The sequence below is a fragment of the Arthrobacter sp. Hb9-2 genome (genome assembly GCF_059091165.1).
The window spans coordinates 1-26,417 of sequence record NZ_JBNHGJ010000017.1 but is presented as its reverse complement, the minus strand read 5'-3'; the positions used below and the strand labels follow the sequence as shown (position 1 = coordinate 26,417).

The 26,417-nt window shown below is 66.9% G+C and carries 28 protein-coding genes and 1 riboswitch; of the genes, 12 read left to right on the top strand and 16 right to left on the bottom strand.

The annotated features are described in order from the left end of the window. Positions 1-99: 99 nt before the first annotated feature. Positions 100-1,437, top strand: coding sequence for an MFS transporter (locus AC5RV1_RS11295; RefSeq protein ID WP_493994578.1), 1,338 nt, complete (start codon positions 100-102; stop codon positions 1,435-1,437). 57 nt (positions 1,438-1,494) lie between these two features. On the opposite strand, the gene AC5RV1_RS11290 is transcribed toward AC5RV1_RS11295, so the two are convergent. Beyond that, positions 1,495-2,784 (bottom strand): MFS transporter, encoded by a 1,290-nt coding sequence (locus AC5RV1_RS11290; RefSeq protein ID WP_493994577.1) that lies wholly within the window; start codon positions 2,782-2,784, stop codon positions 1,495-1,497. Between the two features lie 26 nt (positions 2,785-2,810). Then, positions 2,811-4,055, bottom strand: a complete 1,245-nt coding sequence (locus tag AC5RV1_RS11285) for a M20 metallopeptidase family protein (RefSeq protein ID WP_493994576.1) — start codon at positions 4,053-4,055, stop codon at positions 2,811-2,813. Between the two features lie 132 nt (positions 4,056-4,187). Between AC5RV1_RS11285 and AC5RV1_RS11280 the strand changes: the two genes are divergently transcribed. Further along, positions 4,188-5,219, top strand: a complete 1,032-nt coding sequence (locus AC5RV1_RS11280) for an Lrp/AsnC family transcriptional regulator (RefSeq protein ID WP_493994575.1) — start codon at positions 4,188-4,190, stop codon at positions 5,217-5,219. A 78-nt stretch (positions 5,220-5,297) separates the two neighbouring features. Further along, complete coding sequence (locus AC5RV1_RS11275; protein ID WP_493994574.1) at positions 5,298-6,698, top strand: MFS transporter; 1,401 nt, start codon at positions 5,298-5,300, stop codon at positions 6,696-6,698. Between the two features lie 69 nt (positions 6,699-6,767). Here the strand turns inward: AC5RV1_RS11275 and AC5RV1_RS11270 are convergent, their stop codons facing one another. Next, complete coding sequence (locus AC5RV1_RS11270; RefSeq protein ID WP_493994573.1) at positions 6,768-7,511, bottom strand: SAM-dependent methyltransferase; 744 nt, start codon at positions 7,509-7,511, stop codon at positions 6,768-6,770. Between the two features lie 386 nt (positions 7,512-7,897). Here AC5RV1_RS11270 and AC5RV1_RS11265 point away from each other — a divergent pair, with 386 nt between their 5' ends. Next, positions 7,898-9,814, top strand: coding sequence for a DEAD/DEAH box helicase (locus AC5RV1_RS11265; protein WP_493947977.1), 1,917 nt, complete (start codon positions 7,898-7,900; stop codon positions 9,812-9,814). An 88-nt stretch (positions 9,815-9,902) separates the two neighbouring features. Here AC5RV1_RS11265 and AC5RV1_RS11260 read toward each other — a convergent pair whose 3' ends face one another. From AC5RV1_RS11260 to AC5RV1_RS11230, 7 genes are all read right to left on the bottom strand, one after another. Then, a complete protein-coding gene (locus tag AC5RV1_RS11260; protein ID WP_493994572.1) occupies positions 9,903-10,553 on the bottom strand; it encodes an MBL fold metallo-hydrolase in 651 nt (216 codons plus the stop codon). 37 nt (positions 10,554-10,590) lie between these two features. Further along, entirely contained in the window at positions 10,591-11,583 is a 993-nt protein-coding gene (locus AC5RV1_RS11255) for an aldo/keto reductase (RefSeq protein WP_493994571.1), read from the bottom strand. A gap of 69 nt (positions 11,584-11,652) precedes the next feature. Next, positions 11,653-12,279 carry a nucleoside/nucleotide kinase family protein gene (locus tag AC5RV1_RS11250; RefSeq protein WP_493994570.1) on the bottom strand — a complete coding sequence of 209 codons (627 nt, stop codon included), beginning with the start codon at positions 12,277-12,279 and terminating at the stop codon, positions 11,653-11,655. Between the two features lie 111 nt (positions 12,280-12,390). Further along, positions 12,391-12,768 (bottom strand): DMT family transporter, encoded by a 378-nt coding sequence (locus AC5RV1_RS11245; protein ID WP_493948142.1) that lies wholly within the window; start codon positions 12,766-12,768, stop codon positions 12,391-12,393. Then, positions 12,768-13,091, bottom strand: coding sequence for a DMT family transporter (locus tag AC5RV1_RS11240; RefSeq protein WP_163167896.1), 324 nt, complete (start codon positions 13,089-13,091; stop codon positions 12,768-12,770). The genes AC5RV1_RS11245 and AC5RV1_RS11240 overlap by 1 nt, the downstream gene beginning before the upstream one ends. Positions 13,092-13,100: 9 nt before the next feature. Further along, positions 13,101-13,166, bottom strand: a riboswitch (guanidine-III (ykkC-III) riboswitch). A gap of 83 nt (positions 13,167-13,249) precedes the next feature. Continuing rightward, positions 13,250-13,780 carry a ferritin gene (locus AC5RV1_RS11235; RefSeq protein ID WP_493947973.1) on the bottom strand — a complete coding sequence of 177 codons (531 nt, stop codon included), beginning with the start codon at positions 13,778-13,780 and terminating at the stop codon, positions 13,250-13,252. Positions 13,781-13,852: 72 nt separating this feature from the next. Next, complete coding sequence (locus AC5RV1_RS11230; protein ID WP_493994569.1) at positions 13,853-14,458, bottom strand: HutD/Ves family protein; 606 nt, start codon at positions 14,456-14,458, stop codon at positions 13,853-13,855. A 116-nt stretch (positions 14,459-14,574) separates the two neighbouring features. Here AC5RV1_RS11230 and AC5RV1_RS11225 point away from each other — a divergent pair, with 116 nt between their 5' ends. Both AC5RV1_RS11225 and AC5RV1_RS11220 read left to right on the top strand, forming a co-directional pair. Further along, positions 14,575-15,189 carry a phosphoribosylanthranilate isomerase gene (locus AC5RV1_RS11225; protein WP_493994568.1) on the top strand — a complete coding sequence of 205 codons (615 nt, stop codon included), beginning with the start codon at positions 14,575-14,577 and terminating at the stop codon, positions 15,187-15,189. A gap of 71 nt (positions 15,190-15,260) precedes the next feature. Beyond that, positions 15,261-15,662, top strand: coding sequence for a YccF domain-containing protein (locus AC5RV1_RS11220; protein ID WP_493994567.1), 402 nt, complete (start codon positions 15,261-15,263; stop codon positions 15,660-15,662). Between the two features lie 56 nt (positions 15,663-15,718). Here the strand turns inward: AC5RV1_RS11220 and AC5RV1_RS11215 are convergent, their stop codons facing one another. The 3 genes from AC5RV1_RS11215 to AC5RV1_RS11205 all read right to left on the bottom strand — a co-directional run bounded on the left by AC5RV1_RS11215 (position 15,719) and on the right by AC5RV1_RS11205 (position 17,875). After that, positions 15,719-16,105, bottom strand: coding sequence for a VOC family protein (locus AC5RV1_RS11215; protein ID WP_493947969.1), 387 nt, complete (start codon positions 16,103-16,105; stop codon positions 15,719-15,721). Between the two features lie 94 nt (positions 16,106-16,199). Next, positions 16,200-17,009, bottom strand: a complete 810-nt coding sequence (locus AC5RV1_RS11210) for a 2-phosphosulfolactate phosphatase (RefSeq protein WP_493994566.1) — start codon at positions 17,007-17,009, stop codon at positions 16,200-16,202. Continuing rightward, positions 17,006-17,875 carry a DUF4031 domain-containing protein gene (locus AC5RV1_RS11205; RefSeq protein WP_493994565.1) on the bottom strand — a complete coding sequence of 290 codons (870 nt, stop codon included), beginning with the start codon at positions 17,873-17,875 and terminating at the stop codon, positions 17,006-17,008. Before AC5RV1_RS11205 ends, AC5RV1_RS11210 begins: the two co-directional genes overlap by 4 nt. A 140-nt stretch (positions 17,876-18,015) precedes the next feature. On the opposite strand from AC5RV1_RS11205, the gene AC5RV1_RS11200 reads away from it, so the two are divergent. Genes AC5RV1_RS11200 through AC5RV1_RS11185 form a run of 4 tightly spaced genes read left to right on the top strand, consistent with a single transcriptional unit; the run spans position 18,016 to position 21,102 of the window. Continuing rightward, the gene (locus AC5RV1_RS11200) at positions 18,016-18,423 is read left to right on the top strand and encodes a TOBE domain-containing protein (protein ID WP_493947966.1); all 408 of its coding nucleotides are present in this window, start codon (positions 18,016-18,018) and stop codon (positions 18,421-18,423) included. Positions 18,424-18,464: 41 nt separating this feature from the next. After that, complete coding sequence (gene modA / locus AC5RV1_RS11195; protein WP_493994621.1) at positions 18,465-19,202, top strand: molybdate ABC transporter substrate-binding protein; 738 nt, start codon at positions 18,465-18,467, stop codon at positions 19,200-19,202. After that, a complete protein-coding gene (locus AC5RV1_RS11190; protein ID WP_493994564.1) occupies positions 19,199-20,047 on the top strand; it encodes an ABC transporter permease in 849 nt (282 codons plus the stop codon). Before modA ends, AC5RV1_RS11190 begins: the two co-directional genes overlap by 4 nt. After that, entirely contained in the window at positions 20,044-21,102 is a 1,059-nt protein-coding gene (locus AC5RV1_RS11185; protein WP_493994563.1) for a sulfate/molybdate ABC transporter ATP-binding protein, read from the top strand. Before AC5RV1_RS11190 ends, AC5RV1_RS11185 begins: the two co-directional genes overlap by 4 nt. 10 nt (positions 21,103-21,112) lie before the next feature. Here the strand turns inward: AC5RV1_RS11185 and AC5RV1_RS11180 are convergent, their stop codons facing one another. Next, positions 21,113-21,448 (bottom strand): hypothetical protein, encoded by a 336-nt coding sequence (locus tag AC5RV1_RS11180; protein ID WP_493994562.1) that lies wholly within the window; start codon positions 21,446-21,448, stop codon positions 21,113-21,115. A 225-nt stretch (positions 21,449-21,673) separates the two neighbouring features. On the opposite strand from AC5RV1_RS11180, the gene clpB reads away from it, so the two are divergent. Further along, entirely contained in the window at positions 21,674-24,331 is a 2,658-nt protein-coding gene (clpB, locus tag AC5RV1_RS11175) for an ATP-dependent chaperone ClpB (protein ID WP_493947962.1), read from the top strand. A gap of 46 nt (positions 24,332-24,377) precedes the next feature. Here the strand turns inward: clpB and AC5RV1_RS11170 are convergent, their stop codons facing one another. Next, a complete protein-coding gene (locus AC5RV1_RS11170) occupies positions 24,378-25,106 on the bottom strand; it encodes a septum formation family protein (RefSeq protein WP_493994561.1) in 729 nt (242 codons plus the stop codon). 263 nt (positions 25,107-25,369) lie between these two features. On the opposite strand from AC5RV1_RS11170, the gene AC5RV1_RS11165 reads away from it, so the two are divergent. Further along, positions 25,370-25,603 carry a DUF3073 domain-containing protein gene (locus tag AC5RV1_RS11165; protein ID WP_050053419.1) on the top strand — a complete coding sequence of 78 codons (234 nt, stop codon included), beginning with the start codon at positions 25,370-25,372 and terminating at the stop codon, positions 25,601-25,603. Between the two features lie 312 nt (positions 25,604-25,915). Here AC5RV1_RS11165 and AC5RV1_RS11160 read toward each other — a convergent pair. Next, positions 25,916-26,417, bottom strand: a 502-nt coding sequence (locus AC5RV1_RS11160; protein WP_493994560.1) for an ABC transporter permease subunit, incomplete at its 5' end; no start/stop codon positions are given.

The window sequence follows — 26,417 nt, the reverse complement described above, 5'->3', positions numbered from 1 at the left end:
CATGCTTCCAAACCTATGGCTCAGACCTGCGGTGGCAGCAGTCCTCCACCGCCCTATGTGGACAACTCGGTCCGATGGCCCTCCTGCAAGAATGGGCAGGTGACGGAAGCGACGAGTGCTGCGGCGAAGAAGGACCGGCGCGCCAGGCCGCCGGGGAGGCCCCACCCCGACAACCTGGTGGATGCCGAAATTGATGAGTTGCCGGCGCCGGAACCAACCCGGGTGGGAAGCCGGAGAAGCTTGGTGTACCTGGGCCTGTGCCTGGTCCTGATCGGCCTAAATCTGCGCACGGTTTTCTCCAGTTTTTCGGCGGTGCTTCCCGAGGTGACGTCGCAGGCGGCACTGCCGGGATGGGCGGTTGTTGTGCTGACCACTGTCCCCGTGACGCTGCTGGGCGTGTTTGCGCCCCTGGCCCCGGTGTTGGCCCGCCGGTTCGGTGCCGAGCGCGTGCTCCTCGGCGCCATGGCGGTGCTGACGGCGGGGCTTCTGCTGCGCCCGGCCGCGCTGCCCTGGCCTCCAGCCGGGGATCTGCCGGGACCAGTGCACCTGCCCGCCCTCCTTGCCGGGACAGCCGCCTGCGGTGCCGCCATCGCCCTGTGCAATGTGCTGCTGCCCGGGCTGGTCAAGCGGGACTTCCCGCACCGCCTGGGCCTCATGGGCGGGCTCTACACCACAGCCATCTGCGCCTCCGCCGCTTTGGGAGCCGGCTTTACCTACCCCCTCTACACGGCGACGGGGGAGTGGACCCTGGCGCTGTGGTTCTGGGCGCTGCCGGCCGCCGTCGTACTTTTCCTGTTCCTGCCGGTGGCGGTACGGCAGCGCCCCGTCCCGCACCAGGCGGTAAAGGAAGGGGTGAACGTCTGGCGCTCGGCGGTCGCGTGGCAGGTCACCATTTTTATGGTGCTCCAAGCGATGATGTCCTTCAGCGTCTTCGCGTGGCTGGCACCCATCCTGCGGGAACGGGGAGTGGACGGCGCAGCGGCCGGGCTGATCGTATCCGTGTGCATCGTGCTGCAAATGCTCGGCTCGCTCTTCGCCCCGGCGCTTGCGGCGAGGTTCCGGGACCAGCGGGTCATCAACACCGTGGTGGCCCTGATGACCGGCGGCGGCTTCGCGCTGAGCATCTTCGGGCCACTTGGGTTGATCTGGGTATGGGCGGGACTGCTGGGGCTGGGCCAGGGGAGCCTCACCGCGGTGGCGCTGACCATGATCATGCTGCGCACCCGGGACGGGCACACTGCAGCGCACCTGTCCGGGATGATGCAGGGCGTGGGCTACGGCCTCGGTTCAACGGGGACCCTGATGGTGGGCCAACTGCACCAGGCCACCGGGTCCTTCACAGCCGCCGGCGTCCTCTTCCTGGCCGTGGGACTGCTCGCGGCCGTGTTCGGCTACCGGGCCGGACGGAACCGCTTCGTCGGCGACCCAACTGGGTAGCAGTAAGTGTCGTTATGAGCGTTCATAACGACACTTACTGCCACCTACATTGGTGAACTAGTGCGTCAGGTCCTTGCCCTTGGTCTCCGGGATGGTGAAGACGAACAAGGCGCTGACAGCCAGGAGCAGCACAGCGTAGACGTTGAAGAGGTCGGGCAGCTGCAGGGTGGTTCCCAGCCACTGCTGCAGGTAGGGGGCGGTGCCGCCGAAGAGCGCCACGCAGATGGAGTACGGAACACCCACGCCCACGGTGCGGATGCTGGTGGGGAAGAGCTCGGCGTACACGGCCGGCACAATCGCGGCACTCGCGGCGATGAAGATCAGCATCACGGACATGCCAACGGCCAGCTGCCACGCAGAGTCCTTCAGCAGCCAGGTCATGGGGAAGTGCATCACGGCAGAGCCAATGGCGCCGGACCACAGCACCTTCTTTCGGCCAATGCGGTCCGAGAGCTTCCCCCAGAAGGGCAGCGCCGCGATGAACACGATGTTGCCGATGACGCCGGCCCACAGGGCCTCGCCGCGGTCGATCTTCAGCGCTGTTGTGGCGTAGCTCGGCGCCACCACACCCCAGATGTAGTAGATCACCGTGAGGCCCACGGTCAGGCCGATGACCTGCATGGCCTGCTTGCGGTGGCGGACAATCTGCGGCCAGATCGGTGCCCGCTTTTCGCGGACGGACTCGCTTTCGAACGCTTCGGTCTCGTGCAGCCGTGACCGCATGATCAGTGCGTACAGGCCCAGGACCGCACCGATCAGGAAGGGGATACGCCAGCCCCACGCGTTCATGGCCTCCGTGCTCAGCACCATGTTCAGCACGGCGCCCAGGAGCGTGCCGAACAGGATGCCCACCGTGCCTGATGTGTAGATCAGGGTGGCCCAGAACCCGCGCTTTTCCTTCGGCGCCATCTCCGAGAGGTACGTTTGCGACGACGGCAGCTCACCGCCGTGCGCCAGGCCCTGGACCAGCCGGGCCACCAGCAGCATCAGGGAAGCCCACGCACCGATGCTCGCGAACGTCGGCGCGATGCCGATCATCAGGCTGCCCAGTGAGGCCAGGCCCACGGCCAGGGTCATGGACGTCTTGCGGCCCACCCGGTCACCGATCCAGCCGAACAGGAATCCGCCGAAGGGCCGGGCAACGAAGCCGACGGCGAAGATCGCCAGCGTGGACAGGACGGCCGACGCCGGGTCCGCCTTGCTGAACAATTGGCTGGCTATGAAGGGGGTGAAGGTTGCATAAATCGCCCAGTCGTACCACTCCACGGCGTTGCCGATCCCGGTACCAACAATGGTTTTCCGCATTGCTGCCCGCGCGCTGCGGTGCGGGTTCACGACAGTGGTCATTTCAGTTCTCTTCCTGGAAGGGTGGATCAGGAGTTGTTGGTGCGGGATTGCGAGAGCGCGGCGAGACGCTGCGTGGCGAGTTCCGCGTAGAGGGCGGCACCGTCCGCCAGGACGCCGTCGTCGAACGTTGCGTACGGTGAGTGGTTGAACGGGGAGGCGGCATGGTCCACGCCGCGGGGGACGGCGCTGAGCCCGATGAACGTGCCGGGCACTTCCGCCAGCACCCTGGAGAAGTCCTCTGAGCCGCTGAGGGGTGTGGCCCAGCGGGACAGCCGGGAATCACCGAACAACTCCGTGATGACGTCCTCGGCCGTATGGGTCTCGTCCTCGTCCGTGATGGTGAGGGGGTACTCCTGCTGGTAGTCGACGTCGACCTCGAGGCCGTGTGCCGACGCGATCCCCTGCAGGAGGCGGGGAATAGAGTTCATCAGCTTCTCCCGGGAGGCCTCGGAGAAGGTCCGGATGGTGGCTTCGATCCGCGCAGTTTCCGGGATGACGTTCCGCTTGGTGCCGGCGTGGAGGACGCCGACGGAGAGGACCACCGGATCGAACATGTTGAACTGGCGCGTGATCATCACCTGCAGCGCGGTGACCATCTCGGCCGCCGCAGTTACCGGATCCTTGGCCGCGTGCGGGGCCGAACCATGGCCGCCTGCACCGAGCACGGTGACCACCAGGCCGTCAGAAGCACTGAGCATCACTCCGGGTTTGGTGGTGAAGGTGCCATGCGGTTCCAGGGCGGAAAACACGTGCATGCCGTACGCGGCGCCTACCCGCCGGCCCGGCGCGTCCAGCACACCCTCGCGGATCATATAGCTGGCGCCGTCAAAGCCTTCCTCGCCCGGCTGGAACATCAGGACCACGTCCCCGGCCAGGCGGTGCCGGTTCTCGGCCAGCAAGGTGGCGGCACCCGTGAGCATCGCGGTATGGAGGTCATGGCCGCAGGCGTGCATGGCGCCGTCCAGGCGGGAGGTGTAGTCCACGCCGGTCTTTTCCTGGACCGGAAGGGCGTCCATGTCGGCGCGAAGCAGGACGGCTGGCGCAGCCTCCTGTCCCTGCCCGGCCCGGGCACCCCGGGCGCCGCGGAGCACGGCCGTGACCGACGTCGTTTCCTTGCCCAAGGTTATTTCGTAGGGGAGTCCGTCCAGCGCCTGAAGGACCTTTTCCTGCGTTCGTGGCAGGTCGAGGCCGATTTCCGGCTCCTGGTGCATGGCGTGGCGGAACCGGGTCAGTACGGGCTGGAGTTCCCGGGCCGCGGATGTGATGGTCATTTCTGCTCCTCCAAAGAATGGACTGCTTCCAGTCTGGCGTGACCTGCTTCACAACTGCGGGAACCGCTGGAAAAATGCGAGAGCAGCCCTCCTGCTCCTCGATTTACGCAGCCGTGCGGAAGAATGGGCACCATGGACCTGACCGAGGAGGACCTCGCACTCATCAACGCGCTTGAGATCGCGCCCCGGGTGAGCTGGGCGGATGCAGGCGAAATCCTGGGCGTGCACGCCACCACCTTGGCAGCGAGGTGGGAGCGGGTGCGTCGCTCTGGTGCCGCATGGGTGACGGCCCACCTGATGGGCGACCCAAAGCAGATGTGCCTGGCCTTCGTCGACGTCGACTGCGAGATGCACCGCCGCGAAGAGGTGACGGAGGCCCTGGCTGCCGTACCCGAGATCGTCACGATCGAGGAAGCAGCCAGCAACCGGGACCTGATGCTGACAGTCCTGACCCCGTCCCTTGAGGAGTTCACCACGGCAGTTGCCTCCCGCCTCAAGGACATCGATGGCCTGCTGAAGTACCAGACGTCCCTGTGCACCAGGCTGCACTCCGGCGGTTACGCCTGGCGTCTCAACGTACTGAACCGGGCGCAGGTTGCGGCGCTGCAGGCCAAGGCCGGGCCGGAAGCGGCAGGATCTGCACCGCCGGAGACCGTCGTCGAGCCTTTGCCGGAAAGCCATCTGGCGCTGCTGCCCTTCCTGGCAAGGGACGGGCGGGCGACGGCGGCCGACATCGCCCGGGCCTTGGACAGGCACCCTGCCACAGTCCAGCGCCAGCTGAACCGCGTCCTCGCGAGCAGGGTGCTCTCGTTCCGCTGCGAAGTGGCGCAGAAGTTCTCCGGCTACCCCGTAACGTGCCAGTGGTTCGCCAACGTACCGGCGGGCCGGCATGAGGCGGCGGCCGTTGAGCTCCGCGGCCTCCGCAACGTCCGCCTCAGTGCCTCCACCACTGGCCGCACGAACTTCCTGATCATCATGTGGTTGCAGTCGCTCGCCGATGTGATGAACGCCGAACTCGCCCTGCAGCAGCGGATCCCCGGGATTGAACTGGTGGAAAGCGTGGTGATGCTCAGTACCGTCAAGCGGGTGGGCTGGATGCTGAACCAGGATTCCACGGCCACCGGACGGGTCATTGTCCCCGCGGCGGTGGCCAGTGCCGGGTGAGCCGGCAGGAAGCGTGAGCCCTGTCACTGCCGGCCGCTATGCTGGCACGACAGACAAACGACCGATCGGGCCAGAAGCGTGCGCGAGACAACCCTTTCAGCCGCGGATCCCCACGCCGGCATCCTGCAGCGGCCGTACTTGTGGGTGACCATCGGTGCCTGCGCGCTGGTGTTCCTGGCGGCGTTCGAATCCCTTGCGGTGACCACCATCATGCCCGTAGTCAGCCGCGAGCTAAATGGTGCGGGCCTCTACGCCCTGGCGTTCGCCGGCCCGCTTGCAACAGGCGTCATCGGCATGGTGGCTGCGGGAAACTGGTCCGACCGCAGGGGACCCGCTGTTCCCCTGTATGCGTCCGTAGCGCTGTTCGTGGCGGGGCTGCTGATCGCGGGCACCGCCGTCTCCATGCCGCTGCTGGTGGCGGGCCGGCTGGTGCAGGGGTTGGGCGGCGGTGCCCTGACCGTTGCGTTGTACGTGTTGGTGGCCCGGATCTATCCCGGGTTGCTGCACCCCAAAATTTTCGCTGCGTTCTCTGCGGCCTGGGTGATCCCGTCCCTGGTGGGGCCCTTCGCAGCCGGAATTGTGGCGCAGGTGTTGAGCTGGCACTGGGTGTTCCTGGGTGTGGTGGGCCTGGTCATTCCGGCGCTGGTGATGATCGTCCCGGTGCTGCGCGGGATGACGTCCGCCAAGGAACAGGCTGCTCCTTCAGGGCAACCACCCACCCCGTGGGCCCTTGGCCGCCTTGCCTGGGCCACTTTGGCCGCGCTTGCCGTGCTGGGGCTCAACCTGTCGCGGGAGGCCAAGTTTCACGGTTTCCCCGCCGCGCCGGCACTCCTGGCGGTGGCCGCCGTCGTGGTTGCCCTGGTGGCGGTGCGGCCCTTGGTGCCACCGCGCACGCTCGCTGCCGGGCGCGGCCTGCCAAGCGTGATCCTGGTCCGCGGGCTCGCCTCAGCCGCGTTCTTCGGCGCCGAAGTCTATTTGCCGTACCTGCTGATTGAGCAGTACGCCTTTTCGCCCACCTTTGCCGGGCTCACCCTTACCGGTGGAGCGTTGGCTTGGGCGGGCGCGTCGGCAGTCCAGGGGCGGCTCGGTGCGCGGTTGTCCCACCGCTGCGCCGTCCGCATCGGTTCGTTGATGGTCCTGGGCGCCGTGGTACTTGCCCTGGCCACCACCGCACTGCACTGGCCGGCCGCCGTCGCAATCGTTGGGTGGGTCTTCGCCGGCGGTGGCATGGGCCTGCTCTATCCGCGGCTGAGCGTGATGACCCTGGCGCTATCCACGAAGGAGAACGAGGGCTTCAACAGCTCGGCCATGTCCATCTCCGACTCCCTGGGCGGCGCGCTCGCACTGGCCGCTACCGGCATCGTGTTCGCGGCGTTTACGACGACGACGGAATCCTTCGCGGGCGTCTTTGGACTTGCCGCCGTGGTCGCGGTCGCCGCGGCCGCCCTAGCGCCCCGGGTCACCGCCAAAAACCCTTAGTTTTTGTCCAGATATGCCGGCTTGGCGGCCTCCGAAGTCTGCACATCTGGACAAAAACTCCAAGGGAAGTCAGGGGAGCCGGCTGGCGCGAACCACCACGTCGGCGATGGTAGCGTGCTGGCCGTCCTTTGCGGTCACCGGCCGCTCCCGGCTGGTCTGCACTTCCAGCTGCCATTCTGGCCCGTCAAGCCCCAGCTCCTGGACCAGTTGCTCCCCCGTGTAGAACATCCCGTCGTGTGTGTGCGCCCCGCCCCATGGCGGCAGCCGGTGCGGATGGTGCCCCACTACCAGCAAAGTTCCCCCGGGCTTGACCGCCGCGGCGGCCGTGCGAAGGGGGCCCTGCCAGGCGAGTTCCTGGGAGTGGAGGAACTGTGAGGTCACGAGATCGTACGCTTCCCCGGGCTGCCATTCCTTGAGGTCGGCCTGCTGCCAACTGATGCGGCTGGCGATGGCACCCTCGGCTGCATGCACGCTTTCCCGCGCGAGTGCGGCCTTTTCATGCCCGTGTGCACGTTCCAGCGCCACGGCTGAAACGTCGACGGCGGTGACGGTCCAGCCGTGTTGGGCGAGCCAGATGGCGTCCGCACCTTCGCCGCAGCCAAGGTCCAGCGCATGTCCAGGCCGCAGCCCGCCCGCCTCCCGGACCAGCTGGGGGTTTGGCTTGCCGCTCCAGATCTGGGGTTTGCTGCGGTACCGCTCGTCCCACAGGGAAGCCGCGTCCCGGATCCCCTGACCCTCGCCGTCCCCGGAAAGGCCGGGGCCGGCGTCGTGCGTTGCCTCGTGTTCATGCTGGTGGGCCGCGTGTTCGCTCATGCCTCAACCCTGCCCCGCACAGGCTGTGTTCGCAACGCCCAACCAGGTAGCGCTAAGTGTCGTTATGGAGGCCCAGAACGACACTTAGCGCGACTTGGTTGGGAGGGGACAGGGCAGTCGGGAAAGGGGAGCGGGCTTGGGGTGCTAGACTGGTGGAACTTGATGTGCAGTGATGCCCATGTACCCCTTCATTTAGGGGACGGGGCTTTTTTCATGTGAGAGGCACATCCTGCGTCGATGAACGCGTTCCATTTGGTCCCGGCCGTCGCTTTGCATAAGCGGCAGCAGGCTGGTTGATCACCTGACTTTTCTTCGGCGAACCCCCTGGGCCAACCGGCGTCGGGGGCCGATATCCGCACGGATACCGCCTGAAAGACCTTTGAACTTTGACTACTTTTGCTGCCCTCGGCACGCCCAAAGCCCTCGCCGACACCCTTACCGCACAGGGAATCACCGAGCCGTTCCCCATTCAGGTGAAGACCCTCCCGGACACGCTGGCAGGACGCGACGTCCTTGGCCGCGGCCGCACCGGCTCCGGCAAGACCATCGCGTTCGCCATCCCGCTGGTGGCACGCCTTGCCGAGCGCGAAGCCAAGCACTTCCGCAAGCCCGGCCGCCCCATGGGCCTGGTCCTTGCCCCCACCCGCGAGCTGGCCACCCAGATCAACGCCACCATCGAGCCGCTGGCCAAGGCTGCCGGCCTGAACACCACCGTGATCTACGGCGGCATCTCGCAGGCCCGCCAGGAAAAGGCCCTGCGTGCCGGCGTTGACATCGTCATCGCCTGCCCCGGCCGCCTGGAGGACCTGATCCGCCAGCGCATCCTCACCCTCGAGGCCGTGGAAATCACCGTCCTGGACGAGGCCGACCACATGGCCGACCTCGGCTTCCTGCCCGTGGTGAAGAAGCTCATGGACATGACCCCCAGCCAGGGCCAGCGCCTGCTCTTCTCCGCCACCCTGGACAACGGCGTGGACAAGATCGTCCAGCGCTACCTGTCCAACCCGCTCACACACTCCGTGGACGACCCGCAGGCAGCTGTCACCACCATGGAACACCACGTCCTGGTGGTCAACGACCAGACCGTCAAGAAGCAGCTGATCGTGGAGCTCGCTTCCGGTGCCGGCCGCCGCGTCCTCTTTATGCGGACCAAGCACCACGCCCGCAAGCTGGCCAAAACCCTCACCGACGCCGGGATCCCCGCGGTCGACCTGCACGGCAACCTTTCTCAGAATGCCCGGGACCGCAACCTCGCTGAGTTCTCCTCCGGTGACGTCCGCGTCCTGGTGGCCACCGATGTCGCAGCCCGCGGCGTGCACGTGGACGACGTCGAACTGGTGATCCACGTTGACCCGCCCACCGAGCACAAGGCATACCTGCACCGTTCAGGCCGCACCGCCCGTGCCGGTTCCGACGGCACTGTGGTGACGCTGACCCTCCCGGAGCAGCAGACCGACGTGAAGAAGCTGATGAAGGCTGCCGGCGTCGAGGTTAACTTCGAGCGCGTCACCGCGAACTCGCCCATCGTTGCCGAGCTCGTGGGCGAAATGGCTGACAAGATCGATCCGCGGACCCGCGCAGCGCTGCTGGCCAAGAAGGCCGCACAGCAGGGCGGCGGCACCTCTACGGGCGCCAACGCTGAGCGCAAGCGGGCACGCCGCCAGGCTGCACCCACTGCCGGCGGCCGTGGCGGCCGTGGTGGACGCGGCCGCGTTTCCGCCGAGCCCACGCGTACCGATGTTCCCCGCGCCGAGCGCCGGGCAGCAGCATTCGAGGGCCGCACCGAAGCCCGCGCGGCGTTTGATCGCGTTGCCGAGCAGAACGAGGACCGCGCCGTTGCCGCAGCAGCAGCCCGCCGCAACGCCCGTGGTCGCGGCACTGCAGCTTCGACCCACCGCAACGACGTCCCCGCGGCAGGTGGCCGTGCAGCGGCTGGCCGCGGTTCGGACGGACGCACTGATTCACGCGTAACCCGAAGCGACGCTCCCCGCGGCGGCACCGGCCGTCCGGCTTCCTCAGGCCGTCCGGCTGCTTCCGGCGGACAGCGCAGCGGACGTCCGGCAACGGGCCAGCGTGCAGCAGCCGGCGCAGGTGCCCGGACCGGCGGCGGTTCACGCTCCGCAGGTGCAGGTGCAGGTGCAGGTGCAGCCAGCGGCGGCAACAAGGCTGTCTGGTCCTCGAACACCGGCGGAACCTCCGGCGGATCATATGGTTCAAGCAACGGTGGCGGTTCCGGTCGTCCCGCCCGCAGCGGCCCCCGCCGTGCTTCGGCTCCGGCGTCGAACGAACGCCGCAGCCGCTAAGGTTACGGACTTCCACTGCTGAAACGGACGGCCGCTCCCGGGATCCCGGGAGCGGCCGTCCGAATCAGCAGCGGAAACCCTGGCCGTCCTACCAGCCGCGGGCGCGCCACTCCTCGAGGTGCGGCCGCTCATCACCCAGGGTGGTCGGCTTGCCGTGGCCTGGATGCACGACGGCGGCGTCCGGGTAAGTCCCGAACAGCCGCTCGCTGACGTCGGTGAGAAGCCTGGCGAACCGCTCCGGGTCCTTCTGGGTGTTGCCTACCCCGCCGGGAAACAGCGAGTCGCCGGAAAAGATGTGCGTGGGGCCTCCCGGGTCCTCGTACACAAACGCGATCGACCCCGGAGTGTGCCCGCGCAGGTGGACGGCCGTCAGCTGGAAGCCGTCCACGGACACGGTATCCCCCTGCTCAAGGTGCCGGTCCACTGCAACGGGCAACGCGGCGGCGTCGTCCTTTCCTGCAGCAGTGGGCGCGCCCGTTGCGGCCACCAGCTCCTTCAACGCCCGCACGTGGTCCCAGTGCTGGTGCGTGGTGGCGATCAGGGCAAGCCTGGGCGCAGCGGATGTATCCGCGGCCGAATCCTGCAGCAGCTGCTGGATGGCCGGCAGGTCATCCGCGGCGTCGATGAGCACCTGCTCGCCGGTGGTCTTGGCGGTCAGCAGGTACACGTTGTTGTCCATCTCGCTGACAGAAATCCGCCTAATGGTCAGCGCCGGCAGGTCGTAAAGAAGTGAGTCCATAGGCTTCAGTCTAGGGAACCGCTTTTTCCGGCGCCGGTTACTCACGGCCTTGGGACACCCAGTTGGGATCCGCCGAGCGGGAACCGACGACGGCGTCCGAAGCTTCGGCCAGTGCGTCCAGTTGCGCCGGGGTCAGCTTCAGAGCCAAGGCACCCAGGTTCTCGTCGATCCGGTGTGTTTTGCGGGTGCCGGGAATGGGGACGACGGGCAGGCCGAGCAGCTTGCCCTGGGCGAACAGCCACGCCAGGGCAACCTGGGCCGGCGTCGCTTCCAGTTCGTCCGCTACGGACCGGACGGTGGCCACTACTGCCTGGTTGGCACTCGCCGCATCAGGGGCGAAGCGGGGGATCCGGCGTCGGAAGTCGTTGTCCCCCAGGCTGGAAGCGTCGACGGTGCCGGTGAGGAATCCCCGGCCTAATGGCGAGTACGGCACAAAACCCACTCCCAGGGCGGCGGCGGCCGGAACAACGTTGCGTTCCACGTCGCGGCTCCAGATGGACCATTCACTCTGGACCGCCGCAATGGGGTGGATAGCGGATGCTGCCTCCAGCTCCTGGGCCGTCACCTCCGACAGCCCCAGGTGCTTGACCTTGCCCTGCTGCACAAGCTCCGCCATGGCCTCCACGGTTTCCACAATCGGAACGCGGAGGTCACGGCGGTGCATGTAGTAGAGGTCAATCACGTCCGTGCCCAGCCGCTGCAGGCTCCGGTCCACGGCCTGGCGGATGTGCGCGGCGTCGCCCCGGATATCCGTATAGCCGTCTGCAGGCGAGCCCACCAGGCCGAATTTAGTCGCTAGCTGGACCTCGTCCCGCCGCTCCTTTAGCAGTTGCGCGATCAGTTCCTCGTTGCTGCCTCCGCCGTAGATGTCCGCGGTGTCGATGAAGGTGACGCCGGCATCGACCGCGTGGTGCAGCGTCCGGAGCGCGTCAGCCGGATCGACCTCCCCATAGACCGGTGTGAGTGCCATTCCGCCGAAGCCGAGCTGGCTGACCATGAGGCCGTCGCCAAGGTGGACCGTTGCTGCCATGACCGTGCTCCCATCATTGAAGTTGTCCAAGCCAAGAACCCCGCCCCCGGTGGCTGTATTCCGTCATTCCTAATGCCAGGGAATGACCCGGTCCGCAGCCGGGCGGGTTGCTTGGATCAACACCGCGTTGGCTTCGTCCGGGCCGGTTGCCCAAGCCTTGGCCGCAGCCGGTTCCATTCCAAACGAAACGTGCCGTGCCACCAGGCGCGCCAGGCGCAGCTCCGGGGGCGTATCCACAAACCACACCTCGTCCAGCTGCGCCCTGATGTCCTTCCAGGGTTCCTGTTCCATCAGGAGGTAATTGCCCTCCGTGATCACCAGCGGAACGTCGGCCAGGATCGCGATGGATGCTGCCACCGGTTCGTCCAGGGTGCGCCGGAACTCCGGGGCATACACGACCGGCTCATCCCGGCGTACCAGGCGGCGCAACAGCGAAAGGTAACCGCCGGCGTCGAACGTGTCGATCGCTCCCTTGCGCTGGCGCAACGGGGTGCCGTCGATGATGGCGTTGCCGAGGTGGAAGCCGTCCATGGGCACCACCACGGCCTGCCCGGGCTCAAACTGCTGCCGGATCCACTCTGCGCAGGTGGACTTGCCGGAACCGGGGGCCCCCGCAATGCCGAGGACGGTCCGCGCTCCCGGAACGAGCCTTGCCCGGAGGGCGGCCACCGCCTGGGTGATCTCGGGGGAGTCCATGGCAAAAGCCTAGACTGCCCGCTGGATCTCCCCACCTTTTGTGCCAGGAAGGGCAGAGACGACGGCGATCCGCGGGGCCACGCCGTCGGCCTGCCTGATACATGGGGATATTCAGCGGCGGGCTGGGGAGGCAGTTTCGGGCTCGGAGGCGTCGGCCCCGCCGGGCAGCACTTTAAGGCCGGCCGCACATCCCACGATCCCGGCGATGAACACCACTTTGACCACACTGAATGCTTCGACGCCGGTGGCCATGGCCCAACCCACCGTCAGCGCAGCACCAATTCCCACCCACACGGCGTAGGCGGTGCCCAGGGGAATAGTCCGGATGGCCATGCCCAGGCCCAGCATGCTCAGCGTTGCCGTCACTGCGAAGACAAGGGTGGGAACGGGCTCAGTAAAGCCGTCCGACAAACCGAGAGCTGTGGCCCACACCGCTTCGAGAACGGCCGAGGCAAGAAGCACCAACCAAGGAATCGAGCGCCGCAGCATCACGCCACCACCTTCAGGCCCACCACGCACACCGCGATGCCGGACAGCAGGAGGAGGCGTGCCGCCGTCGGGCGTTCCACCTTGGTGGCGATGGCGTAGGCGGAGGTCAGCACCACACCCACACCCACCCACACCGCGTACGCCGTCCCGGTGGGTATCGATTGCATGGCGATGGCCAGGCCGCCGGTGCTGGCGGCCACGGAGACCAGGAAGAGGGCGGCGGGGGCGATGCGGCGCCGGCCGGAAGCCTGGAAGGTACGGTGCAGGGCTGCGGCCCACACAGCTTCAAGGGCGCCGGAAAGAATGAGGATTAACCACGGCATGACAGATCCTTTGGCCAGTCTTGTCGCGTGCCGGGTACTGAACCGTCGTCCGGAGGCCCGTTTACGGAGCCTACCCTTCCAGCCTAGCAACGCCCGACGCCGGTCGGCCACCGGTGGTGCGGAACCTCACCACCGGGTGGCCTCCCTGGGCCTGGACGTCAGAGGACGCCGCCGGCTGCCTCCGGGGCCGAGGAGTCGCGGCCGCCGTCGCCGATGGTTTCGCGGGCAATGAAGTTCTCGATGTCGAACAGGTTGTCCGCACGCTCGGCGATGTTCAGCAGCGTGGTCATGGACGCGACCTCTTCCACCTGCTCCTTCAGGAACCAGAGCATAAACTGCTCACCCAGTGCATCGTTTTCGCCTCGGGCGGCCCGGAACAGGTCCTCGATGTTGCGGGTTACTTCCTTTTCCTGCTGCAGGGCCAGGGCCAGCGGCTCGGTGACCGAGGTGAAGTCGTTGCGGACGGCGGGGACGCCTGGAATGGTGAAGGCGATATCCCGGTCCAGCATGTACTGCACCATCATCATGGCGTGGTTCCGTTCCTCCACAGACTGGCGGTAAAAGTACTTGGCCAGCTGGGGGAGGTCCTGGTTGGCGAACCAGGTGGCCACGGCAATGTACTGCTGCGATGCCGTGAATTCGTTGCCGATCTGGGTGGACAGGAGCGCATTGAATGTTGAAGTGGTCATAGCCCGAGTCTAGGGACGGCCGTGTGGAGCCACCAGTGTGGAAAGGCTCTGCTACCCAAAGGCGAGGCTGTCCTATTCCGCGCGGGGCTCATCCTCCACCGGATCGATCTCCACCGGGTCGATCGAGACGACGGCCAGGAAACCGCGGCCCAGGACGTCAGGGGTGTCGACGTCGGAGCCCACCACGGCGTCGTACCGCGCCAGCGCCTCGGGTTCAGTGGTTCCTTCGGCTGCCGTGGCCTGGCCCTGGAGGAGGATCCCCAGTTGCCCTTCGAAGATGGGCTTGGCACGCTTTTTCGAGAGCTCGATGATGGACGTGAAGCCCTTGAAGCGGCCGGCCCGCGTGATCACGTTGAGGTCCCGGATGTCGCCGGTCGGAAGGGAAGCGTGCGTGCTGGCCCCGCCCGGAAACCGGAACGGACGGTACTTCTCCAGGGGGTGTTCGGCGCCGTCCACGGACAGCAGCAGGAGTTCACCCTCGATCACCGTCAGCACCCGCTCCATCCCCGGGAACGCGGAGAAGTCCCCGGCCTTGCTGACGTCAGCGATGCTGACCCGCCAGTCCCAGGCCCCGTCCTGCGTGGAAGCTGAGCCGGGGTGGCTGGCAACCTGGCGCGTCACTCCGCCGCCGTTCCGCCAGGGTTCGGGCTTGAGGTCTGCAAAGCGGATGATCTCCATCTGCCCAGCCTAATTCCCCCGCGTACATCCCGATTCCCCCGCGTACATCCCGCGGCCAGCCTTCCTGCTACTCTCCTCCGGGGGGATAACACAAAAACAGCCTCAAGGAGCCGGGAATGTTTGTAAAAGTGTGTGGTCTCAGTACGCCCGAATCCGTCCGTGAAGCGGTAAGTGCCGGGGCGGATGCCGTGGGTTTCGTCCTCACCGCCAGCCCCCGCGTCGTCTCGCCATCCCAGGCGTCCTCGTTGCTGGCGGAGGTCCCCGCGGGAGTCTCGCCCATCGGAGTATTCCGCCACGAACCCGTGGCCGACGCTGTGGCGATCGCCCGCGTTGCCGGGCTGGAATGGATCCAGCTGCACGGCCCGCGCACCCGCGAGGACGTCGCTACCGTCCACGACGCCGGCATGAAGCTGATCAGGGCAGTCACCATGGACGCCCCTCCCGAGGAGTTCGAAGACTGGGGCGAGGATCTTCTGCTGATCGACGCCGCCGTGCCGGGCTCCGGGAAGGCGTGGGACTATGCCTCCGTGGCCGCCCTGCCGGTTCTTCAAGGACGCCATTGGCTGCTCGCCGGCGGGCTTGACCCCGCCAACGTCGGTGCCGCCTCCACGGCAGCCCATGCCTGGGGAGTCGATGTTTCCTCCGGCGTGGAGGCATCCCGGGGCGTGAAGGACCTGGCCAAGGTGCGTGCCTTCGTGGAGGCAGCGAAGGGTGCTGCTGCCCCGGCTTAGCAGCCGGGCTAAGGGGCCGGTCGGGGCAAACCCCCATCCTTTTGCCACAGCCACCGGGGCACAATGGATGAATGAAGACACTGCTCAACATCATCTGGCTGGTTTTCGGGGGATTCTGGCTTGCGCTGGGCTACTTCCTGGCCGGCGTCATCTGCTGCCTGCTCATCATCACCATCCCGTGGGGCATCGCCTCCTTCAGGATTGCGTCCTACACGCTGTGGCCGTTCGGCCGCACAGTGGTGGACAAGCCCGGCGGCACAGGAGTGTTCCCGCTGCTGGGCAATGTGATCTGGCTGCTGGTGGCGGGTATCTGGATTGCCATCGGCCACGTGGTCACTGCCTTTGCCATGGCCGTCACCATCATCGGCATCCCGCTGGCCATCGCGAACCTGAAGCTCATCCCGGTGTCCCTGATGCCGCTGGGCAAGCAGATTGTGCCCACCAGCGCGCCGTTCGTCACGGCCTACCGGTAAACCGGCTCCCGCCCCACCCGGAAAGCAGCCCGGGGAACGGATGAGCCGACGGGCCTCTACTCCGTTGGCTCATCCGGCCGCAGCGCCCGCAGGACGCAGAACTCATTGCCGTCCGGATCAGCCATTACCACCCAGGTGACCTCGGGGCCCTGGCCCACGGAAACGCGTTTGGCACCAAGGCCCTCGAGCCTTGCAACCTCTGCGTCGCGGTCCTCCGGCCGCAGGTCCAGATGAAGCCTGTTCTTGACCTCCTTGCGCTCGGGCACCTTGAGGAAGAGCAGGTCCGGGGATACCCCGTCCTCGGGGCTGCCGGCTGGCGGCTCGAGCACAATCTCGTCGTCCGCCTCGTAGGTCCGCCGCCACCCCAGCGCCTTCTCCCAGAAGTCCGCGGGCACTTTCGGATCGGTCGAATCGATGCAAAGGGACTGGATGCGCAGGGTCATCCGAGCAGTGTTGCATCCCTAACGGGAACCGTAAAGGTCCGGCTGGCGGAAACTATCCCTTTGGTCCAGCCGGACCAACAGGGCACCGGGTCCTTTAGCGTGGGCTGAATACCCCGTTTACCAGGAGGGCCACGGCGCCGCTGTCGTCCAACTCCGCGGCGATATCCACGTCGTCGGCATAGCCGGCACCGGCCAGCTCGCGGCCGCTCGAACACCCGTGAAGCATTTCCCGGAGCCGTGGTTCCGCCGCCTCGAACACCGCCATCGCCGCCACGGCTTCCGGTGCGTAGCCGTGCCTGCCGTCTTCGGCCTCGTAGCCGCCCTTGCCGGCAGCCACCAGGCCCGCCACAAATGCGCCTGCGCCGATCTGGTCCTCCACAGCAGGGCGGAGGGTGCCGTCAGGCCAGTGTTCGCCGGCGGCAATCACCGCGATCACGGCATCTTCATCAAAGTTGGCCATCACCCAATCGGCTGTTGCCGCCGCATTGCGGAGCGATACCGCAGCCACCAGCGGGACCTCGCCGGCCAGTTCATGGCACAGAGCGGAACCGTTCGGGGACGGCAGGACCACCCGTTCCAAGGACCCCGCCGTCCGGAGGCTCGCGGGGGACAGGCTCAGTCCGCCGCCGTTGCGGGGCCCTGCCAGCTGGGCGCCGTGGCGGGCGGCGAAGTCCTCCGCGCCGGTGTCCTTCCAAGGAAACGGAAAAACGTCGGCTCCCCGGTCCAGGGCGACGCTGACGCAGGTGCTGAAGGACAGGACGTCGACCACCACGGCCAGGTCCGCGCCAGACGTTACTGTCCTGGCGCCGTCGAGCCCCCATTCCAGCCGCACTGTGTAGGGCAGTTGCCGGTGGGCGGCACTTGCCGTCGGCGTGTGGTGGGGGTTTGAAGTGGGTGCGTTCACGCCAGTTCGCCTTCCAGGTTCCGGTGGGCGGCGTCCAGCCACAGCTCCTGCGCCCGGCCGGTGTGGAACAGCGGGTCAAGATCCAGCAGGTGGCGTACGACGGCGGCGCGCCCGGCTGCGAAGTCAGCGTCGCCAATGTGCGCATAATCCTGTCGGACGTCGGCCACGTACCTCGCATACTCGTCAGGTTCGCCGCCCAGTACGGAAAGGTCGGCATCGCAAAGGAGGGCGCCGTCGTCGTCCCCCGGCTCGGGGCGATGGTCCGATGTCAGCCGCACAAGCCGGGCCACCTCGGCGACCTCCGCCTCGGGAAGGCGGGCAGCGACCAGTCGGTCCTCCGCGAGGCGGGCGGACTCTTCTTCGTCCTGCCCCGCCACGCCCCGATAGATGGCGTCGTGGAACCATGCGGCCAGCAGCACCGTGCGCGGCGGGTCAACGGGATCGGTGAGCAGGTCGAGCGCTTCCAGTACCGACAGCAGGTGGGTGCAGCCGTGGTACCGGCGGTGCGGCTCGCTCCAGCGGTCCAGGAGGTCCAGGAACAGCGCGTCGTGGCCGGGCATGATGGCGTCCCAGCGGTTGAACAGCGGGACCTTGAGTGACTTGTTCCGTTGCCGCGCAGGGATCCGCAGGCCGCTGCCGATCAGCTTGCGGACCAGGATCCGGGCCTCCACGGGAATGGCCCCTGCCGCAACCAGCTCAGCGAAGCGGCGCTCCGCCACGTCATAATGGTCGCCGTCGAAGGCCCGCTCCGGAATGCCGGCCGCGGCGGCGAACTCGTGCAGTTCCGCCAGCGACGAGTCAGACACCAGGTGCGAGAAGTGGGTCCCGTGGGCAGGCCAGAGCGGCGGGTCGATGTAGATGGCCATGGAGGAAGTCTAGTTGGGGCGGGTGCACGGCGCGGTGTGCAGCAAGGCGCCGATACCAACGAGGGAAATATCCGGGCATTATCCGAAGATGCGGCACCGTTCTGCTCCATCTTCCGCATCTGCGCCATAAACTGGGGCCTATGACCATTATTCGCGTTGCTGAGGCTGCCCGGTTCCTCGGTGTCAGCGACGACACTATACGGCGCTGGTTGGACAACGGATCACTCACCGCCATCAAGGACGACGGCGGCCGGCTCGCCGTGGAGGGGTTGGACCTGGCCCGGCATGCACAGAAACTCGCGCAGCTTCCGGACGATCCGCACCGTACCGGCAGTTCCGCGCGCAACAGGTTCGTGGGCCTGGTTACCGGCATCACGGCGGACAAGGTTATGGCCCAGGTGGAGCTGCAGTGCGGGCCGTTCCGGGTGGTATCGCTCATGAGCAGCGAGGCCGTTCGGGAGCTGGGGCTGGAACCCGGCTCCGTGGCCACCGCGGTGGTCAAAGCCACCACGGTGATCATCGAAACGCCGCAGGGCAAGGCGCTGTGAGCAGGATCCAAAAGCTCATTGCCCTGCTGCTGGCCGTACTGATGTCAACCACGCTGGCGGCTTGCACTGGCAAGGGCGATGCGGCCGCCAACGCCGGCGGCGGGGCACTGACCGTGTTCGCTGCCGCCTCCCTCAGAACCAGCTTCACGGAGATGGCAAAGATTTTTGAAGCCCGGCACCCCGGCACCACCGTCACCCTCAGCTTCGCCGGATCGGCAGACCTGGCTACCCAGATCAACCAGGGCGCGCCGGCGGACGTCTTCGCCTCCGCGGACACCAGGAACATGGAAAAACTGCAGGAGGCCGGGCTGGTGGATGGCGAACCGCAGATTTTCGCCACCAACACGCTCGCCATCGCCGTCCCGCCGGGAAATCCGGCCGGCATCCGTTCTTTCGCGGACCTCGCTAAACCTGGCACCCGTCTGGTGCAATGTGCCCGGCAGGTTCCCTGCGGTGCTGCCGCGGCCACCATCGAACAGCAGACCGGAACAGACCTTAACCCTGTCAGTGAGGAAAGCTCCGTGACGGACGTGCTGGGCAAAGTCATCTCCGCGGAAGCCGACGCGGGGCTGGTCTACGTCACCGACCTCCAGTCCGCAGCAGGCCGGGTGGAGGACGTTCCCTTCCCGGAAGCAGCCGGTGCAGTCAACAGCTACCCCGCCGCCGTGCTGTCCAACAGCAGGGACAGCGCAGATGCCCGTGCCTTTCTCAAATTCATCGGCAGCCCGGAAGGGCAGCAGGTGCTGTCAGACGCCGGCTTCGGACCGGGCTCGCCGTGAGCCACCAGGCTTACAGCGGCGTTCCGCGCTGGATCCATGCGGTGGCGGTCCTGGCCGCCCTGGTGGTCATCCTGCCGCTGCTCGCCATGGTCGTGAGGGTCAACTGGGCTAACTTCCTGCCACTGGTCACCTCCGAGTCCGCTGTGTCGGCGCTGGGCCTGAGCCTCCGGACTTCCGCTGCCAGCACCGTCCTGTGCATCCTCCTCGGTGTACCGCTGGCCCTGGTCCTGGCCCGGGGCAGGTTCCCGCTGCAGGGCCTGCTGCGTTCGCTGGTGCTGCTCCCACTCGTCCTGCCACCCGTGGTGGGCGGCATCGCGCTCCTCTACACGTTCGGCCGCCAGGGCATCCTGGGCAGCACCCTGGAAGTCCTCGGCCTCCAGATTGCCTTCTCCACCACCGCAGTTGTCCTCGCGCAGACATTCGTGGCGTTGCCGTTCCTGGTAGTGAGCCTGGAAGGGGCCCTGCGGACCGGAGGTGAACGGTACGAAGTAGTCGCAGCAACGCTCGGCGCCTCGCCGGGGCGGGTCTTCCGCCGCGTGACGCTGCCGCTGGTGCTGCCCGGGCTGGCCTCGGGAGCCGTGCTTTCCTTTGCCCGGAGCCTGGGCGAGTTCGGAGCCACCCTGACATTCGCGGGCAGCCTCCAAGGGGTGACCCGGACGCTGCCGCTGGAAATTTACCTGCAGCGTGAAACGGACCCGGATGCCGCCGTCGCCCTCTCCCTGGTGCTGGTGGCCGTGGCGGTGGCCGTGGTGGCCCTTGCCTACCGGCGGCCCGGTGGGCGTGACGGCCGGGTTTCCAGTCAGCGGACGACGACGGCGGCCGCCACGGTAAGGAACGCCGCGTGACATTTACATTTGAGGCAGCTGTGGCCGGGCGGGGGTTCGACGTGGCCCTGACGGTTGGTCCGCGCGAAACAGTAGCGGTGATGGGGCCGAACGGGGCGGGCAAGTCCACGCTGCTGGCCGTGATCGCGGGACTGCTGCGGCCGGACAGCGGCCGGGCCGAGCTCAACGGGCGGACGCTGTTCGACCTTTCGCCGGGCAGGAGCAGCTGGACGCCGCCCCATCATCGGGGTACAGCGCTGCTCGCCCAGGAACCCCTGTTGTTCCCCCACCTCAACGCCTTGGAGAACGTGGCTTTCGGTCCGAGGAGCGCCGGGGTGGCGAAGCGCCAGGCAAGAACCGATGCCGTCCGCTGGCTCGCCGAGGTGGAAGCCCAAGAGCTCCATGACCGCCGCCCTGCCGAGCTCTCCGGCGGCCAGGCCCAGCGCGTCGCGGTGGCCAGGGCGCTCGCCGCTGATCCGGGGCTTCTCCTTCTGGATGAGCCGATGGCCGCGCTGGACATCCATTCCGCGCCGCTGCTCCGCCGCCTGCTGACACGGGTCCTCACAGACAGGCCGGTCATCATCATCACCCACGACGTCCTGGACGCGCTGATGCTGGCCGACCGGGTGGTCATCCTGGAAGGGGGCCGGATCTCAGAGGAAGGCCCGACCCGAGACGTACTCGAGCGGCCCCGCAGCACCTTTGCGGCCGGGCTGGCGGGGCTGAACCTGATTCCTGGAACCCTCACCCGTGACGGGCTCAAAAGCTCAGGCGGCCAGACCATCGCCGGCCGTATCGAGGAACCCGGCCCGGCAGCCGAGGGTGAACTGGCAGCGGTGGCCGTGTTCCCGCCGTCGGCCGTTTCCGTGTTCCTGGACGACGCCCACGGAAGTCCCCGCAACTACTTCGAGGTGACCATCAAGGACCTTGAGCCGCACGGCGACGTCATCCGGGTGCGGGCGGGAAGCCTGGCGGCGGACATCACGCCCGCCGCGTCGGCAGACCTGGGCCTGGTCCCCGGCCTGCCCGTGCACTTCGTCGTCAAAGCAACGGCCGTGGCAATTTACCCGGCCTGACGGCCAGCGCCTACATGACCGGCAGGTCCAGGGATTCGTAAACCTGGATACTCGCGCCGGGCATCATGAGGTGCGGGTGACCGTCCAGCAGCGCCTCGGCGCCGGCGAGGTCCTCGGCCTGGAGGATGCCGTAACCGGCCACGCCGGTGCTGCTGTCTGACGTGCCGGTTGCCGTGATTTCCTTCCCGGCGCCCAGCGGGTTCCCCATGTCCACGATCCCGTCACCCGCCCGCTCAGCCCATTCCATCCAGGCCTTCATACCCTCCTGGGCCGCTTCCGGCGAGCTTTCGGCCATTTGGGCCTGGGCCGATTGCGCTGCGATGTAGAGAACAACAAACTTCTTCATTGCGTGTCCCGTCTGCCAAGCGCCGGCGGCACAGTGCTCCCCGGTCACAAGGCGATCCTAGGGCGGATAGGCAGCCTTGGAAACGGGGCGGCCGGCCGAGTCCGGAGCCCTGGTTTGCTGCCCTTCCTCCTTTCGCTGTGGGAAAACAGGAAATAAAAAGTACCCCCACCAAAGTTGAGCGTAGTAGACTCAACCCAAGACAACAGACCCTGAAAGGAGCTCTCTTTGGACGTCAAATTCACCACCAAGAGCCAGGAGGCTCTCTCGGCTGCCGCCATGAACGCCTCCACGGCCGGCAATCCGCAGGTGGAGCCGGCCCACCTGCTCAAGGCGCTGATGGACCAGCGTGAAGGCGTCGCCGTGGCGCTGCTCCGAGCCACCGGCGCGGACCCGGATGCCGTAAGCGTCCAGGCGAGCAGTGCCATCAAAGCGCTGCCGGCCACCTCCGGCGCTTCCAGCCAGCAGGCCCAGCTGTCCCGGCCTGCCCTTCAGGCCATCCAAAATGCCAAGGAGGAAGCCGACCGGCTGGGCGACACTTTTGTGTCCACCGAAGTGCTCCTGTTGGGGCTTTCGGCCGGCAGCGACGCCGCGGCCCGGTTGCTGCGCGACGCCGGCGCCTCCCACGAGGCCCTGCTCGCCGCTCTCCCGGGTGTCCGCGGCGACCGGAAAGTCACCAGCCCGGACCCGGAGAACACCTTCCAGTCCCTGGAAAAGTTCGGCACGGACCTCACCGCCATGGCCCGGTCAGGCAAGCTGGACCCGGTGATTGGCCGCGATACGGAAATCCGCCGGATCGTCCAGGTCCTGAGCCGCCGCACCAAGAACAACCCAGTGATCATTGGTGAGCCGGGTGTCGGCAAGACCGCCGTCGTGGAGGGCCTGGCCCAGCGCATCGTGGCCGGGGACGTGCCGGAAAGCCTGCGAGGCAAGACCCTGATCGCCCTGGACCTTGCCTCGATGGTGGCCGGCGCCAAGTACCGCGGTGAGTTCGAGGAACGCCTCAAGGCCGTCCTGGAGGAGATCAAGAACTCCGAAGGCCAGATCGTTACCTTCATAGACGAAATCCACACGGTGGTGGGTGCAGGTGCCACCGGCGAGTCCTCCATGGATGCCGGGAACATGCTCAAGCCCATGCTGGCCCGCGGCGAGCTGCGGCTCATCGGCGCCACCACCCTGGACGAGTACCGCGAGAATATCGAGAAGGACCCGGCCCTGGAGCGCCGTTTCCAGCAGGTGTACGTGGGGGAGCCCAGTGTTGAGGACACCATCGGCATCCTCCGCGGCCTCAAGGAGCGCTACGAGGCGCACCACAAGGTGGCTATTGCCGACTCTGCCCTGGTGGCTGCTGCGACGCTTTCAAACCGCTACATCTCCGGCCGCCAGCTGCCGGACAAGGCCATTGACCTCGTGGATGAAGCCGCGTCCCGGCTGCGCATGGAAATCGACTCCGCTCCGGAGGAGATTGACCAGCTCCGCCGCGCCGTGGACCGGCTTACCATGGAGGAGCTGGCCCTGGAAGGCGAGACCGACGCCGCGTCGGTGGAGCGCCTCGCCGCCCTCCGTGCGGACAAGGCTGACCGGGAAGAGGAACTCGCGGCCCTGAACGCCCGCTGGGAGGCTGAAAAGGCCGGCCTCAACCGGGTGGGTGACCTTAAGGCGAAGCTGGACGAACTGCGCAGCGCCGCTGACAAGGCCTACCGTGAAGGCGACCTGGAGACGACGTCGCGCATCCAATACGGCGAGATCCCTGCCTTGGAGCGCGAGCTCAACGCTGCTGCGGAGGCCGAAGCCGCCGTCACGGACAAGTCCGCGCAGATGGTGGCCGAACAGGTGACGGCAGACGACATCGCCGAGGTTATCTCCGCATGGACTGGCATCCCTGCCGGCCGGATGCTGCAGGGCGAAAGCCAGAAGCTGCTGCACATGGAGGAGGAGCTCGGGAAGCGCCTGATCGGCCAAAAGAAAGCTGTTACCGCAGTGTCGGACGCCGTCCGCCGCGCCCGCGCCGGCATCAGCGATCCCAACCGCCCCACCGGCTCGTTCCTGTTCCTGGGCCCCACCGGCGTCGGTAAGACGGAGCTCGCCAAGGCCCTGGCGGACTTCCTGTTCGACGACGAACGCGCCATGGTGCGGATCGACATGTCCGAGTACGGCGAAAAGCATTCCGTCGCGCGGCTCGTGGGTGCGCCTCCCGGATACGTGGGCTACGAGGAGGGCGGCCAGCTCACCGAAGCCGTGCGCCGCCGCCCTTACTCCGTGATCCTGCTGGACGAGGTGGAGAAGGCCCACCCCGAGGTCTTCGACATCCTCCTGCAGGTGCTCGACGACGGCCGCCTCACCGATGGCCAGGGCCGCACCGTGGACTTCCGCAACGCAATCCTGGTCCTGACGTCCAACCTTGGCAGCCAGTTCCTGGTGGACCCCTCGCTGGATGCCGAGGCCAAACGGAATGCCGTGATGGCTGCCGTCAACGCCTCCTTCAAACCGGAGTTCCTGAACCGGCTGGATGAAGTGGTGCTGTTCGATCCGCTGTCAGTGGAAGAGCTCGCCCGCATCGTTGAACTGCAGGTGGCCGAACTTGGCCGGAGGCTGCACGAGCGCCGCCTCACCCTGGATGTTACCGAGGGCGCGCGCGCGTGGCTGGCGATGTCCGGCTTCGACTCCGCCTACGGCGCCCGGCCGCTGCGCCGGCTGGTGCAGCGGGAGATTGGGGACCGGTTGGCCAAGGCCATCCTGTCCGGCGAGATCGCTGACGGGGACACCGTGCTGGTGGACACGGCCACCGATGTTGATGAACTCACCATCGAAGGGCTGGAAGCTCTGGCCAGGCCCAGCGGCGGCGCCGTCCCGGGAACGGGGCTTGTGGTCCGCCGGAAGGACTAATGTTCCGCAGGTTGGTCTTGAGCGTGCTGCCCTGATGCCCAAGCGGCTAGGGCAGCACGCTCGCGTTAACGTTGTTGCCGCCGGGTGAGGTGACGTAGCAGTGCAGCCTGCGGTCCCCGGCGCCCCAGCTTGTGGAGCTGGGGAAGCTGCGCTCAAAGGTCAGCGTGTACTGGTTGGCGGCCGGGCCCAGCTTTGCCGCCTGGCATGCTTCCAGGGCTTTGGCCTTGAGTGCTTCCGCGCCCGGGTAGTCCTCGCCTTCCGGATAGTGGAAGACGGCAACCAGCTGTGCGGAATGGCCGGTGTCGCACGGGACCACTGTGGCTTTGAGCGCCTCCGGGTCAAAGTCCTTGAAGCAGTCACCCAAGGCGTAGGCCGCAGGTTCCGCCTCGCGGGGGAGCGGCAGTGGGGTAGCCGGGGGTGTTACGGCAGTTTCGAGGATCCCGGGAACCGAGCCTGCAGAGGCCTCCTGGTCTCCGTTGGTGTTCAGCCACAAGGCAAGCCAGACCAGTGACCCGATGACGGCTAAGAGGACGACGACGAAGAACGCCTTCCACAGGGTCGGCTGGTTGATGCTGCCGCGGCCGGCTTCAGGTCCGTCAGGGATCACGGCACGGTCCTGCTCGAACGCCTCGCCCTGGTCCCGCTCTTGGCCCTCGGTACGTGCCGGAGGTTCGGCTGCTGGAACTCCGTACTCTGCCGCGGGAACCGTGGGCAGGCCAGCGGTGGGCGGAGAAGCTGGTTTGGGCGGAACGTCACGGTGGTTCACTGGGTGCATCCTCCTGCGTTTTCTCCGCACGGGCAGCCGGATTCCCGGCCATTGTCAGTAGTTGCTGAGTCGACTCTACCGAAGAAAAAAGCCGTATTCTGGCCTTTGAAGGGCAGGGATAGTACCGGGCGTCGCCGCAGGGAGCTGTGGCTGGCAAGCAGGGCCAGCAGAAAGCATGTAATCTAGGTGTACGACAAATTGACCAAACATTCCGGGGCCTCACCTACGCCAAGGTGACCACCTCCGGTCCAAGTACAAAAGGGGGTCACGCCATGGGGCGCGGCCGTCAAAAGGCAAAAGCTACCAAGCAGGCTCGGGATATCAAGTACTACTCCCCGAACACTGACTACTCGGCACTTCAGCGTGAGCTGACGGGTCCAGGCAGTCGTGCCACGAGCCATTACGCGAATGAGCCGGTTGAACCGGACTATTCGGCTTATGTGGATAAGTACGCGGATGATTTGGAAGAAGACGACGACGAGGTGGACACCCGTCGGATCGGCTAGTTGTCGCAAGGTGCTGTTGCCGTAACCGGGCAGCCCTGTGACGCCGCAGCACGAACGGATGCAGCAGGCATTTCTGCGGTTTCCAGCTTTTAGTGCAGCGCTTCTTTTTTGGCACCCTTGATTTCAGTGGATCATCGGTGCTGACTCAGTTCTTGGGCCCGCTGCCTCCACCGGAATTCCGGTGCAGGCAGCGGGCTTTTGCTGTCCCTAGCCCGAGTCACGGGCTCCGCGACAACGCCCCATCACTTCCCGCAGCAAATCGTTGAACGCCCCATCACGTTCTGCGTCCCAGGGCAGGTAAACCGGGCTAAATCATTTTGCGGTTTCCGGCGCCGTCGCGGCGCGGGCGGCAGCGGGGTTTCCCAGCCTCCTGAGCCGTGCCGCCCCGGTGCCGCTCCCTGTGCCTGCGAGGCTGACGGCCAGCACCGACGCCAGCACCAGCGCGGATGCCGGTGCCAGGACCGCCCACGGTGCCCGTTCCACATAGCCGATGCCCTCGGCCAGAATCAGTCCCCACTCCGGCGACGGCTGTTGCGGGCCCAGCCCCAGGAACCCGAGCGCCGCGAGGGCCAGGGCGACTCCCGGCAGGCGGAGCATAGCGTGGCGCAGGAGCGGCCGTGCCACCGCCGGCAAGATGTAGCGGAGCATGATGCGCGCCTTGCCGACCCCCAGCACCGGGAGGATCTGAACATACGGTTGTGCCCGGGCCTCCTGGGCCAGGGCGGCCGTGTGGGCGGCAAGGGGCGCCCAACTCACGGCTGCCACAGCCAGGGCGGCCCCCTGCGCGGAGGGGCCGGTCACGGCTGCGACAACC